This is a genomic window from Companilactobacillus halodurans (assembly GCF_009600985.1).
GTDB lineage: Bacteria > Bacillota > Bacilli > Lactobacillales > Lactobacillaceae > Companilactobacillus > Companilactobacillus halodurans.
In genome coordinates, this window is record NZ_VDFP01000033.1 from 1 (window position 1) to 14,178 (window position 14,178).

The window sequence follows — 14,178 nt, forward strand, 5'->3', positions numbered from 1 at the left end:
TGCATCAAGACGAAAAACCTCTTTCATTGTTTGTGGAGAACTCCAATGATACCTGATTTTTTCGTCTTGGTGTTTTTATTTTGGAATTTTATTGAAAGTGGCTAACTTGATTATAAAATTCGCCAAAAAATTAAATTACATAACATCATTACTTTGTACCCATTCATTAACTCCTACACGGAACATTAATCCATTATTCTTTGTTCTAGCCATTCCATTAGTTTTCCAAGGAGTATTAGCTGAAAGAACTACACCTTTAATCTTTGCACCCTTTGAATCATATACAGCGGAATCATGTCTTGTATGTACAACGCTGTTGTAGTCAGGATCTTCTAACACAACACCGTCATCTTTTTTGACCCATTCATTAGTTGCAACACGATAAAAGACCTCACCATTAATGGTTTCTTCTTTGTCAACAGCCCAATCTGAATTTTCTGCAAGTTGACGATTTGAAACTAATTTGCCATCAATTGTGTACACATTAGTATTTGAATTAGTTACAAAGACGGTTTTATATTCAGAAGCTGGAGTTCTACCGTTTGCGTCTGCATTTGATGAACTATCGCTATCATCAGCTGGCAATACTACAACGTTTTTAGAAGCAATTTGTTGAGAACCGGCACCTAAGAAGTCATCAAAATCACTTCCGCCTGAGGATATAATTGAATCGTCACTTACAATAAGGCCTGATTGATTGGCTCTTGAAGCAAGGTAACGAACACTAAAGTGGAAAGTTACACCTTTTCCACCATTCTCCGACAGAGCATCATTAATTTGTGATGGTTTCAAATTCCCCTGGATACTTCCATCATTAATAGTGGCATAAGCAAAGATTCGATAATGATCAGAATCAAAGAAGATATTGCTTTGATCAGCATTATCATTAAATTGGCTGAAGAAATCTCCTTTAGCAGGATCTTCATTAGTGACTTCAAAAACATCTGTCTGTGGAGTCAAATTTCTAGCAAACAAATCATAAGTTTGATCAGTATTACCTACTGGATAAAATAAACCTATATAGTCCTGAGTTATTAGTGGGTTGCCTTTAGTAACTCTAAAACTACTCTTCATTTGGTTTTCCCATTTTTGTACATCGGCTTTTTGACTTGCACTAATATCAGCAGCTTCAACAGTCGTTGCGTTATCTGAACCAATAATTGGTCCTGCAATTGGTGCAACTGCCAACAATGCTGCTGCAGCAATTCCTACATATTTAATCTTCTTATTCAAAAATATCACCCTCCATAACATTTTTACGCTTCAATAATAGCACTTTAATTGTGCTTTTCCTTACTGATATAAAATGTTTTTAACTAAATAAATTTTATTTATATGAAAATAAATCCTATTATTTATTTAATTAAATATCTGTAAAAGTCTTTAAACATACAGTTTTTAATTCTTAATGATTAGTTTGAAAATCTATAATTTTCTTTGAAAACGTTTTATAAAAAATCGGAAATTATTTTTTGGCACGTTTTTTCTTTTACGACGGAAACTCTTATTTGATAAGTCAGAAGAATAATTCCAATAAAACATCATCTAACCAACTGTAAATAGTTTTGATTGATATGGATAAGGTAGCTATTATTTCGAAAGACAAGTGATTGACTTTTACTCGCTTGATAATAAAATCTTTCATTCCCTTTAGTAATAAATGAATTGCGTCTTCTTTGACATATTAATCCTTTCGTAATGTTATTGCGGATTCTGCCGAATAATGATGAAGTTAATTTAGTTCAACACTAACGGTTGATGGACTTATTTTTAAGTGACGAGCTATGATAATCTTATTAAAGACATTTATGGGTTTTTGTGTCTACTAGTAGTGTTTGGTTAAATTTTATAATTTGTGATACAAAATAAAAGCTGACAAATGAAATACAAAATTTCATTTATCAGCTTTTATTTTGAGGACTTCTGCCACAGTCCCTTTTTTATATTATTTGATTACTTTAGCAATTTAATTGAGAAAACCGATTAGCATTGATGAAATAGTGGATATTATAAATCATCGGGAAATACCTTGGTAAATACTAGCTGTAAAAGATTCAAAAATCTATATCTAGTAACAATTGTGCATGGTCTGGATAGCCTACTGTTTTACCCTCATAAGTAGATTTTTTGGAAGAAGGGGTTGTAAATGTCCAGTCATATCTTGGTTGTTTAACCTTCAATCCTTTAGCAAAAGCATGATCGTATTTTAAATTATTTTCAAGAGAGTACCCATATTTAGGTGTGTACGCGGTGAATCCCTTTTCATTCATCATATTTTTCAACATTTTGTAGTTAAAGTATCGACGTGCATTCTTGTAATCAGATAACTTGTCGTTTTCTCTATAAAAACCGTTATTAAAATCACCTACAATGATGATTTTTCCCTCTATTTTATTCAAATCTAGTTGATGAAGTAAATTGACTGATTGTCGAGCTCTGTCTTTAAAGTCATGATTAGTCTCAGCGTCTGTTTTGTATTGTTTTGTATCTACTCTTATCCTTGTTCCTATGATATTTATGGACTCGTTATCTTTCTTTAACTGAACGCCAAAAAAATTTGGTTGCATATCATCAGTGCTTGGACACAGATTAAATACTTGTTTAATTTCAATATCCTCGCTCTTTACACCGATTAAAACACCGTTTTCACGTGTTTTAGTCAAATTTGAAAAAGTAATATATCCAAGTTCTTCTAGGTTTTTACTTAATCTACCAAAACTCAAAGTATATTCTGTAAATACAATTATCTCGGAATTATCTTGTAAATTTTCAGAAATAAAATCCGCAGCATTGTCAGTGATGTTGCTAGACCTTCCGTTGATATAATTATTCCTCTATAATCTCAAACATACATATCTTGAAATGTATACAAAAACCTCCTAGACAAACAGATTTTTATTATTTGATCTGTATACCTAGGAGGTAGTTTACTTGTTATTTAATTATTTTCTTTTTTGAATGGAAACCACTAGACTTAATAAAATTAATCCTATCCACTTCTTTTTCTTAAGTCTGATTTTCAATAAAGGCCAACTAAAAATAATCAGACTATAAATCAAAAAAAACAGATGTTATCAAAATTAATCGATAACATCTGTTTAATTATTTTAGTCAGTAACTTCTGAATTAACTCTCTTATTCTCTTTATGTTCATAACGAGCATATAAAGTAAATCCGACGAGTCCGAAGACGACTGGTCCGATAATTGTCCAAAGAGCATCTGTGTAAGAACCTTCCATAATTGGTTGTACCAACGTGAAGATAATCGCAAAAGCTAATACTAAGAAGACAATTGTGGAGACGGTCCACATGATTTTCTTATTCTTATAGAATAAATATGGTTTTTCAATGTCTTTATTCATATTAAAGAATGGATATGCACCAACTAAGAACAAGTATGGAACAGTAGTTGAAACATTAGCCATCAATGTCAAAATGTTATAAAGTGCTTTCGCATTCTTACCACCCATATCAACAATCAAAATCAAAACGATAACAACTGCTGCTTGAATCCACATTGCATTGGCTGGCATACCATGTTTATTTAACTTAGTAACCTTTTCAGGCCAGAAATCTTTTGGCGTTCCCAAGACAAAGGATTTCAATGGTGAATAAATCAAAACAAAGAATGCACCCATATATAGGATGAACATATCAAATCCAGTGAAACGAGCGAGCCACTCACCTAAAGTAATTGCAGCTGCACTTCCTAATCCGATATGCGTACCAAAGGTATATCCAAGATTACTCATCATAACATAAGTAATATTACCTAAGTTGACGTTCCCTTTTGCAACAACGGCATTCCAGTTTGCACTCATACCCCAACAAAGAATCGTTAGAGAATATAGCAAAGTAATAATACCAGCAGAAATCAACACACCACGGGGAAAGTCTTTTTTAGGATGCTTCATACTATCTGTCACGCCACCAACGGATTCCATACCACCGTATGCAAAGATTGCATAAACGATGAATGATACCATTCCGATTGGTGATGCAAAAGCAGGATTAGCAGAATGGATAAAAGTATCCAAACCGTGAATCGGTTCAGCAGTGTGAAAACCTGACATGAACAAAACGGCCAAACTCAAAATAAAGAAGATACCGTTTAAAGTAATTGTCATGATTCCACCGAAGTTAGATACTTTAGAAATCTTATCCATACCTTGTGAAGCTGTAAAAGTAACAAAAATAATCCACAAAACAGCTAAGATACCGATGACCTGTGTAGCTGAAAGTCCAAACATCCCCCAAGTTTGCGTCGTATCATGACCCGCAAACATGGTTGAAAGTGGAATCCAAACTTTTGAAGAAGTTGAAACTAACCAAACTTCCCAAGATGCTAACCACATGAAAGTACCGATAAAAGCCCACTTAGCACCAACAGCTCCATCAATCCAAGAATAAATCCCACCTTTTGCTTCATTAAAGGCGGAACCGTACTCTGCCATCATAAATCCTACTGGTAAAAAGAAGAATAACGCAGCAAAGACATACCAAATAATACTTGCTAATCCCATCTGTTCATAAGCAACAGTAGTATTAGCGAATCCAAAAATCGCCGTAAAGATCATCATAATCAAACCAAATAATGTGATCGTTTTTTTCGGCGCGTTACCATCATTCATTTTATAAACCCCTTATTTAATTTTCAATGTACAAATTTAAACTTATAAATTCATATCTGTCTTAAAGTTTAGAGGTGAAAAATCAGTCGAGTCCGTAATTAACTGAGCGATTAACTCTTTGTAGCCATCTAGTGAAATCTTACTCATTTCAAATGATGCTTCTGTTAAATAATTAGGTAATTCCTCATCATCTTTGCTCAAGGCTGCTTGATCAAAATCATGCAACTTTTTGCGAAGCGTGATATTGATCTCCTTTTGCTTAGCTTGAAATTCTTTTCCAAGTTCTTGATAGTGACCGTCCAATAAAACTCCGGCCAATTTGTATGTCCAATAGGCTGACTCACTGTCATATGGCAATTCGCCTAGTTTGTACTCTTCGGGAGTATCTGTCATTCCCAAATAAAATGGTACATAGATACTTTGCGATGCTACTCCCATAGCTACCCATTGCACACAAGCAATCTCAGGTGCCATTCCAGGTCTAATTTGCAAGACGTGGGACTCCTGAGTTTTTGCTAAACTAATTGGACGATAACGTTTATTGTTCTTTGATTCATTTAATGGATCAAATTCAGTTTTTTGATAATGCGATGACAAATAATCTTGTGCATCATCGACACTCAACAAACGATTAGATTTTTTGATAAAAGCTAAATCTTCACTTTCAGGACTTTCATCAGTCTTTCCTGAAAATTGTTGTTGACCCCACCAAACACGGGGCGTGCTGTATATTTCATCTGATAAATCTTGTGTTCCAAAAATTTCTCTAAAATTAAAAGTCTTTGGTTTGAGATTTAAATGATTTTTTTCAACAAATTCTTTAATATCCGATTGATACAAAAAGTTATCTGTATCATCAAAATCAATTTCTTGAATAGCCAATTGGTTAGCAACAACGGCATAACTATCATCGGGAATCCGTTGTGCTACCCAATAATGACCTGATCCACTTTCGAAATACCAAACTTCATCTTGATCAGAAAAGAGGACTCCGTTAGTTTCACAAGTTCCATATTTTTCAATAATCTTACCTAATAATAAGACACCCTCACGTGCAGTCTTAACATATGGCAAGACAACTGTAATCATAGCTTCTTCACCAATACCATTTTCAACAAGAGGATCGACGCCTAAAACACGCTGATTTGAATAAGCACTCTCTGTTGCACTCATTCCAACGCCGTATTCGTTAAAACCATCCTCTTCAAATAATCCTTCTTTAAAGGTCCATTCAGGAGTGGCAGAATATTTATAGCGAATTTTAGGTAAGTCCATTTGAAAATCATTAGCCTTAGAAACAAATTTTTGTTCATCGGTAAATTCTTTATGGTCATGTATGACGAAGTGTTTTGGCCAAGATGCTTTGGCATCTTCATTTCTACCTATAATAGTAGAACCATCAACAGTAGCTTTTTTACCAATTAAAATACTTGTACAAGCAGATAAAGAACTTTTGTTGTACTCTAATGCCATTTTATTCACCTTACTTAAATTTTACTGCGGTACCATACGCTGCAACTGTTTCCATATCTGCACTGATCGAATCAGAATCAAATCTCATCATTACAACTGCATCGGCACCCATATCTTTAGCATTTTGTCGTAAACGATCAATTGCTATGTCACGAGCTTCGGTCAACAATTCTGTATAAGCCTTAATCTCTCCACCAACAATATTTTTAAAGCCGGCACCGATATTCTTGACGACATTTTTTGATTGTGTAGTTAATCCAAAAACTTCACCAATAATCTCGTAATCATGATCAGGGATATGTTCAGTTGTAGTCACCAATATCTCGCTTCTCTCCATTGATTCACCTCACAAAAACATTTATTTCACTCCATTAAATAATGTAACACATTGAACCCTGTAATTGGTTATGTAATTAATATTAATATTAATATGATTATTTTATATATAAAAAAAGCTACCACATTATATGGTAGCTAATCTCAATTCAAAAATTTATATACTTATTTGTCAGTCTTTTCGTTAACTTTCTTAGCAACCTTATCGACTGTTTCATCAACTTTATCTTTGGCCTTACTCATTGCTTCTTGAGCTTTACCTTTTAATTCTTTCTTGTCGTCTCCTGAAGCTTCGCCAACTGCTTGATTTGTTTTACCTTTAATCATATCTTTTTTGCTGTCAACACTCATTATAATAAAACTCCTCTCATCTTTTTCTACTTAAAATATAGCAAGCAATTATAAGAGTAACAACAATTTTGCTCTATTTTTAATAATTTTTGAGCATATCCTTAAAATAATCCAAAGTAACATCAAAAACTGGTTTCAAAAATGCCAAAACCATTAATACTAAATCAACACCTAATAATTTTAGTAACCAAGTTACTGACATTGAGGTTGTAAAATGAAAATATAATGCGAACAATCCTAAGAAGACTGCCACAAAAACAAAAATATAAGTGAATACTAGTCCAATCAAGTCTTCTGATTCAGTTTCTTTATTTTTCATGATATTTCCCTCCTCGAATAAATGTTACAAGTTTCATCGATTCCTTCTTTGTTAACGCTTTCATTATAACATTTTTAATTAGATGGGAGTAAATTTGAACTAGAAAAACAATTTATAATTTCAAAAAGATTTAAATTTATATAATCTTTTAGAAAAAAATTATAGCTTTACATTTGATTATTATCTCAATATCTCTTATTATAGTAGAGATAAATGATGAGATTAAAAACTAAATATATGATATATTGTCCATTTCGGGGGTCAATCAAATGAAATTATCTAAAATTATTACTTTTTCAGCCGTATTTTTTTCTATGTCTAGCGCTTTTGCCGTTTCACAAAAAAATGTCGATGCATCAACCGTTGCTACTACTAATGCCAGTGGTATTGCAAGATTATATAATAAAAATGACAAAGTTATCACCAATCGTGCTCTAGCACCTAATACTAAGTGGGCCGTTGGTAATGTCATTACAGTTAATGGAGAAAAATTATACCAAGTCGCTACTAATGAGTACTTAAAAGCTAGTGCTTCCAGCCTTTCTGGAGATGCTCCTGTTGCCGCTTCAAGCACCACAGTTACTACTGAATCACAAAGCAGTACTGGTGAATATACTCCTAACTTAGCCAAGATCAACACTTACTTTGCTGAATACGTCAACGCTTTACACCAAGCTAATGGTACTGGCAGCGTCAACGTCTCTAATAGTGTTGTCGACTATGCTACACAAAGAGCTGACCAACAAAACGGTAACAATCTAGATCACAGTACAGCTACTAAAAATATGTCTGAGAACCTTTCTGGTGCCGGATTTAATTACATAACAAAAAAAGCCGGAGCTACCTCCGACAAACAAGTTGCTTATTTCTTATTAAAACAATGGTACGATGAAGACAATAACGTTGATCCAATGGGCACAGCTGGCCATTTTGGTCACCGTGCTGCATTGATTTACGCCGGTCCTAATATCGGCTTAAGCATCAACGCAAAAAATTCAGCTTTCGAAGCTGATTGGAATGTCGATGATATTACTGCTCAAAAGAAACTTTACAACTATACTGGTACAAATCCTAATACCAAGTTTATTTCTGAAGATGCAATTCAATAAAATCAATCCTAATAAACTCGTCGTAGACCGCTTCTACTTCGAGCTTATTTTTTTTTGCTATTTTTTATACTGTCATTTGATTTAAGTCTAAAAAAATTGATGAGATTAAATTAGTTTCGGGAATCAAATGAATTACTTTTTCGGTCGTATTTAACTTACATAAAGGATTATACAATCTGTCGAGTCAGGTGAACATTCAAGTTTTAAAAAAATGTTTTACAAAAAGTGAATCAGTATTTATTTTATAAATCTTTATTAATTCTTAATATGAAACGTTTTCCTAAATATCGAACCGTTTCTTTATTTTTTTTCTAAAACCCTTACCCAGCAATGATTATGCAATTTTTTGAGATATATACCATTCCGGATTATAAAAAATAAATTTTCAAATTATGAATATCTTAATGGCGATAATGACATTATAATTCAAAGTGTAGAGCAAGTGAGTTAAGAAATTTATTTGAAACAAATTTAAAAAATAAATACGGGGAATTGCGAGGTATATATCATGACTATAACAAAAGTAAATGTTAAAAAATTCAATAAGAAATTTATTGTTACTGCATTAGGGGTTGCAGCTTTAGGTTTTCAATTAATGCAAACTAATGATGTTAAAGCTGATGATACCGCTGATTCTAAGACCGGCGATGCAGCCGATGAACAAAGTAACATGCAAACTAAGAGTAGTTCCGTTGCTGACAGCTCAAGTATTCAGTCCAATAGTAGTAATCAAAACAATGCAGATACAACAGATAATACTCAACAATCAAATGACAATAATAACCAAAATCAATCCAATACTGATACATCAAGCAGTAGTCAAAACAATAGCAATCAATCACAAAATGGTACTAACACTATAAATGATGTTCAAAATTCTAACGATAGTAATAATAAGGAACAAACTAACACAGACAATAATAATAGCCAAAATTCAAATGGAAGTAATATTCAAGCAGAAAGTGCTGCCGTTGCAACATCAGATGATAATGATGCATCATCAAATGACAGCACAAATGATGGTTCTAACCCTGAAACAGACTCTGAGAACAATACTGCTTCTGGAGAAGAAACAGATACTGATGCTACAACTAATCAAAGTTCACAAAATGATGTTGCTGCATCATCTAACATTATGATTCAAAATCCCGCAGCAAGCAGAGAACCTAACACTTATCCAGATCCTGTAAAAGCCAATGTTTCTGTAACTGCAACAACTGATGAAGGAACAGTAACCTCTGAAAGCTTGGATGAAGATAAAAATGCTTCTATTATCGTTAATAAAGATGCCCAAACAACACTTAATTTTTCTATTACTAATACTTCTGATGAAGCAACAACAGATTATGGCACTGTTCTTATACTTCCAACTTACAGAGATCACAACACGCCTATCGTTCTTGATGATTCCTTTGATCCATCAACAATGATTACAGGTCTTCCTGAAGGTGCTGAAATTACTTACAATACTATTTATGATAACAGTTATAAGACTCTTGACCAATTAAAGGGAGAATCCAATTTTAAACTCTCTGATATAAAACAAATTCAAATCGTTACTAATAAAACTTCTTTGGCACCTCAGCAAGAAATTAAAGCAACAATTCCATTGGTAAATACTGACAAAAGCGAACGTCAATTAAATAAAACCTTACCTGGAGTTTATGTCATAACATCTACTGACGCTAACAAGAGACTTCAATATATGAACGTGTCATACAATAGTATGGAAGATTCTGTTAAGAGTAGCGAACTTACTGGAAAATATCCTGCTGTTACCGTCAACAAATTAGGAAATTCTTATACTGTTGCGGATCAAGAAATCCAAGATAAAATGCCAACATATACTGGTGGCAGTGACATTCAAGTTAATAACTTTAATTCTTCGAATAAAGATGAACTTACTGATGCCGATAAAAGTGATTGGACTTATGGTGGTCACATATACGTAAATCTTGTAAGTTCTGGAATTACTAACATTGCAAATAAAGATGGATACTCGGTTCTTCTCAACGCTGATGGCAGTCAACAAACTCAATACGCTTATGTTAATAAGAATACTGGTAATGGCGTAACTTTAACAGGTAATTCTACTAATTCTGGTGAAGGATTAGTACCAGTTAAAACCGTTCAAGGTATTTACATCTCTTTGAGACACGTTATTGATGCACAAGATAGCACTGCAACAGTTGGACAAGATTGGTCTGCCGCCGATAACTTAACTTCTGTTCAAGACAATGATGATAATGTTCTAACCGGTGATGACGCAATTAATGCAGTTTCAACTTCTATCGAAGATCCTAATGGCGTCCTGAGTGATGATGGTAAAATTGCAAAGTCTGGTTCATTTAATGTCACATATACATATAATCTAAAGGATGGTACAGCTATTACTAAAACTGTCACAGTTACTGTTGACCCTGTAGATAGCGGTTCCAGTTCATCAAGTTCAACTTCTAACACAGGCTCTAATACAAGTTCAACTACTGATTCTACAGAACCCGTAATTTCCCCTGATTCACCTGATAATATCAATGATCAAGTACGTCTAGTTTCAACTAATCCCGATGACGGAATCGTTTCACTTTACAAACTAGATACAACAGAAATTACTAACCGTCGTTTAGGTACAGCAACGGACTGGTACAGTGATAAGGATATGAGCTTTGCTGGAGATACATATTATCGTGTAGCTACAAATGAATGGGTAAAAGCTTCAAACGTTTATGTTTATGAAAACAATAAGGTTGTTGTCCAAACTAAGAATAATCAACAACTAGTTGATTCAAAGGGTAACCTTGTTACAAACCGTTCTTTGATTGCTGATTCCGATTGTTACTCAGATCGTATCGCTCAAATCAATGGCAAGGATTACTATCGTGTAGCTACGAATGAATTTGTTCCTGTCGATGCAGTTACAGTTTTATAATTTAAAATAATATAAGTATTTAATAGGTATGATATAGACTTTTGCTAGTCTGCATCATACCTATTTTTTTAAATTTCAATACCCTTTTTCATCACGATAATTTCTAAAAACTAAATTATAAAATATAAACTTGTAATGATTTATCCACTACTTCATATTAAAATATTTAAAAATTAGATTATAAATAACAATCAACAATATTTTGATAGAGATATCAAAAATAATATAAGCTTCCTCCCCTTCAAGGTTAGACCATTTTGTGACTGTTTTAAAAATCCTTTATTACTAAACGATTCCGCTATCAGAATATATATGTACCATTCCAAATTATAAAAATTATATTTTCAAATTGCGAAATTATTAATGTCAATAATGACACTATAATTCAAAGTGTAGAGAGAATAAATGAAGAAATAGATTTAGAAAATAAATACAGGGAATTGTGAGGTATATATCATGACTATAACAAAAGTAAATGTTAAAAAATTCAATAAGAAATTTATTGTTACTGCATTAGGGGTTGCAGCTTTAGGTTTTCAATTAATGCAAACTAATGATGTTAAAGCTGATGATACCGCTGATTCTAAGACCGGCGATGCAGCCGATGAACAAAGTAACATGCAAACTAAGAGTAGTTCCGTTGCTGACAGCTCAAGTATTCAATCTAATAGTAGTAGTAATCAATCACAAAATGATACTGATACAACAGATAATACTCAACAATCGACTAACAATAATAATCAAGAACAAGCTGGCACTGATACATCAAATATCAATCAAAACAATAGTAATCAAACACAAAATAGTACTGATGCCACAAATGATGTTCAAAATTCTAACGATGACAATAGCGAACAACAAGCTAATACCAATAGCAACAATCAAGATTCAAACACAAATGGTATTCAGGCAGCTAGTGCTAATGTCACAACAACAAGTAATAATGATGCATCATCAAATGACAGCACAAATGATGGTTCTAACCCTGAAACAGACACTGAGAACAATACTGCTTCTGGAGAAGAAACAGATACTGATGCTACAACTAATCAAAATTCACAAAATGATGTTGCTGCATCGTCTAACATTATGATTCAAAATCCTGCTGCAAATAGAGTACCTAACGATTATAAAGATCCTGTTAAAGCTAATGTTTCCATGACTGCAACAACTGATGAAGGTTCGATTACTTCTGAAAATACGGACGAAGATAAGAATGCTTCAGTGGTTGTTAATAAAGATGCCCAGACAACACTTAATTTTACAATTGCTACTGGTGATGAAAGTGCAAATGAATACAATGGTATCTTTGAACTTCCAGCTTATAACGATACAGCAACCAATAAAACACCAATTGTCGTTGACGATTCTTTTGATCCATCAACAATGATTACAGGCGTTCCCGATGGTGCCTTGGTTACTTATTTAACTGACAAAGGTTATGAGACCCTTGAAGAATTAAAGAATGATTCAGATTTTGAAATGTCAGATTTAAAGGCAATTAAAATTGATAGTAACTGGGAAACATTAGGACCTAACCAAGAAATTAAAATAACCGTTCCACTAAAGAATACTGATACAAGTGAGCATCAATTAAATACTATTAACCCAACTATTGAGGTTGATTCATACACAGTATCTTACTTTAGAACACAATCACTTAATGCAACGTATAAGAACATGGACGATTCTATCAAACAGAGTGACCTTACGGGACAATATCCTGCCGTTACTGTCAACGATTTAGGCGTTTCTTATACTGCTGCTGACAAAGAAATCCAAGATAAAATGCCAACATACACTGGTGGCAGTGACATTCAAGTTAATAACTTCACTCCTTCAAATAAGGATGAACTTACTGACGCTGATAAAAGCGATTGGACTTATGGCAGTCACGCTTATGTAAATCTTGTAAGTTCTGGAATTACACAAATTGCAAACACTGATGGATATTCTGTTCTGCTCAACGCTGATGGCAGTCAACAGACACAATACGACTATGACAATATTGGCAACGGAGTAACCATAATGGCCAATCCTAATAATTCCGGTGACGATTCATCAACTAATACTATTAAAGGTATTTACATTTCTTTAAGACATGTCATTGACGCACAAGACAGCACTGCAACAGTTGGACAAGATTGGTCTGCCGCCGATAATTTAACTTCTGTTCAAGATAACGATGACAATGTCTTAACTGGCGATGATGCAATCAATGCAGTAACAACTTCAATTGACGATCCCGATAGTGTACTTAGTGATGGAAAAGTCACAAAAGCTGGTTCATTTGATGTCACATATACATATAATCTAAAGGATGGTACAGCTATTACTAAAACTGTCACAGTTACTGTTGACCCTGTAAATAGTGGTTCTAGTTCATCAAGTTCAACTTCTAACACAGGCTCTAATACAAGTTCAACTACTGATCCTACAGAACCCGTAATTTCACCTGATTCACCTGATAATATCAATGATCAAGTACGTCTAGTTTCAACTAATCCCGATGACGGAATCGTTTCACTTTACAAACTAGATACTACAGAAATTACTAACCGTCGTTTAGGTACAGCTACTGACTGGTACAGTGATAAAGATATGAGCTTTGCTGGAGATACATATTATCGTGTAGCCACAAATGAATGGGTAAAAGCCTCAAACGTTTATGTTTACGAAAATAATAAAGTTGTTGTCCAAACTAAGAACAATCAACAACTAGTTGATTCCAAAGGCAATGTTGTCACAAACCGTTCTTTGATTGCCGATTCCGATTGGTACTCAGATCGTATCGCTCAAATCAATGGCAAGGATTACTACCGTGTCGCTACTAATGAATTTGTTCCTGTTGATGCAGTTACAGTTTTATAATTCAAAAAAGTAGTAGTACAAAAGATTAAATTATGGCTGTTCGTCAAATTAAGTTGATGGCAGTTTACATAAGCAGTTAGATCATAATTGGTCTAGCTGTTTTTTATTTGGCTGACGAGCTTGCTCGGAGCCAAAAAATTTGAAGATTGATACGCTTAA

10 protein-coding genes are annotated in these 14,178 nt (G+C 33.6%); 3 read left to right on the forward strand and 7 right to left on the reverse strand.

Annotated features, from left to right (window positions below):
- Window positions 1–135: 135 nt before the first annotated feature.
- The 7 genes from FHL06_RS11405 to FHL06_RS11435 all read right to left on the reverse strand — a co-directional run bounded on the left by FHL06_RS11405 (window position 136) and on the right by FHL06_RS11435 (window position 7,110).
- On the reverse strand, window positions 136–1,233 hold the full coding sequence (locus FHL06_RS11405; protein WP_192917967.1) for an SLAP domain-containing protein: 1,098 nt from the start codon (window positions 1,231–1,233) through the stop codon (window positions 136–138).
- A gap of 821 nt (window positions 1,234–2,054) precedes the next feature.
- The gene (locus FHL06_RS11410) at window positions 2,055–2,723 is read right to left on the reverse strand and encodes a hypothetical protein (RefSeq protein ID WP_153386679.1); all 669 of its coding nucleotides are present in this window, start codon (window positions 2,721–2,723) and stop codon (window positions 2,055–2,057) included.
- A 384-nt stretch (window positions 2,724–3,107) separates the two neighbouring features.
- Window positions 3,108–4,631 (reverse strand): glutamate/gamma-aminobutyrate family transporter YjeM, encoded by a 1,524-nt coding sequence (yjeM, locus tag FHL06_RS11415; protein ID WP_153386681.1) that lies wholly within the window; start codon window positions 4,629–4,631, stop codon window positions 3,108–3,110.
- A gap of 42 nt (window positions 4,632–4,673) precedes the next feature.
- On the reverse strand, window positions 4,674–6,104 hold the full coding sequence (locus tag FHL06_RS11420) for a C69 family dipeptidase (RefSeq protein ID WP_153386683.1): 1,431 nt from the start codon (window positions 6,102–6,104) through the stop codon (window positions 4,674–4,676).
- A 10-nt stretch (window positions 6,105–6,114) separates the two neighbouring features.
- Complete coding sequence (locus FHL06_RS11425) at window positions 6,115–6,441, reverse strand: heavy metal-binding domain-containing protein (protein WP_153386685.1); 327 nt, start codon at window positions 6,439–6,441, stop codon at window positions 6,115–6,117.
- Between the two features lie 164 nt (window positions 6,442–6,605).
- The gene (locus FHL06_RS11430; RefSeq protein WP_153386687.1) at window positions 6,606–6,791 is read right to left on the reverse strand and encodes a CsbD family protein; all 186 of its coding nucleotides are present in this window, start codon (window positions 6,789–6,791) and stop codon (window positions 6,606–6,608) included.
- Window positions 6,792–6,870: 79 nt separating this feature from the next.
- On the reverse strand, window positions 6,871–7,110 hold the full coding sequence (locus tag FHL06_RS11435) for a hypothetical protein (RefSeq protein WP_153386689.1): 240 nt from the start codon (window positions 7,108–7,110) through the stop codon (window positions 6,871–6,873).
- Between the two features lie 269 nt (window positions 7,111–7,379).
- Here FHL06_RS11435 and FHL06_RS11440 point away from each other — a divergent pair, with 269 nt between their 5' ends.
- From FHL06_RS11440 to FHL06_RS11450, 3 genes are all read left to right on the forward strand, one after another.
- Window positions 7,380–8,219, forward strand: a complete 840-nt coding sequence (locus FHL06_RS11440) for a CAP domain-containing protein (RefSeq protein WP_153386691.1) — start codon at window positions 7,380–7,382, stop codon at window positions 8,217–8,219.
- A 508-nt stretch (window positions 8,220–8,727) separates the two neighbouring features.
- Window positions 8,728–11,148 carry an SLAP domain-containing protein gene (locus FHL06_RS11445; protein WP_153386693.1) on the forward strand — a complete coding sequence of 807 codons (2,421 nt, stop codon included), beginning with the start codon at window positions 8,728–8,730 and terminating at the stop codon, window positions 11,146–11,148.
- 456 nt (window positions 11,149–11,604) lie between these two features.
- Window positions 11,605–14,019, forward strand: a complete 2,415-nt coding sequence (locus FHL06_RS11450) for an SLAP domain-containing protein (RefSeq protein ID WP_153386695.1) — start codon at window positions 11,605–11,607, stop codon at window positions 14,017–14,019.
- The last annotated feature ends 159 nt before the right edge of the window (window positions 14,020–14,178 follow it).

Coding starts and splice junctions, on each gene's coding strand:
- FHL06_RS11420 (WP_153386683.1), bottom strand. CDS start 6,104: ATGGCATTAGAGTACAACAAAAGTTCTTTATCTGCTTGTACAAGTATT.
- FHL06_RS11430 (WP_153386687.1), bottom strand. CDS start 6,791: ATGAGTGTTGACAGCAAAAAAGATATGATTAAAGGTAAAACAAATCAA.
- FHL06_RS11435 (WP_153386689.1), bottom strand. CDS start 7,110: ATGAAAAATAAAGAAACTGAATCAGAAGACTTGATTGGACTAGTATTC.
- FHL06_RS11450 (WP_153386695.1), top strand. CDS start 11,605: ATGACTATAACAAAAGTAAATGTTAAAAAATTCAATAAGAAATTTATT.
- FHL06_RS11440 (WP_153386691.1), top strand. CDS start 7,380: ATGAAATTATCTAAAATTATTACTTTTTCAGCCGTATTTTTTTCTATG.
- FHL06_RS11445 (WP_153386693.1), top strand. CDS start 8,728: ATGACTATAACAAAAGTAAATGTTAAAAAATTCAATAAGAAATTTATT.
- FHL06_RS11425 (WP_153386685.1), bottom strand. CDS start 6,441: ATGGAGAGAAGCGAGATATTGGTGACTACAACTGAACATATCCCTGAT.
- yjeM (WP_153386681.1), bottom strand. CDS start 4,631: ATGAATGATGGTAACGCGCCGAAAAAAACGATCACATTATTTGGTTTG.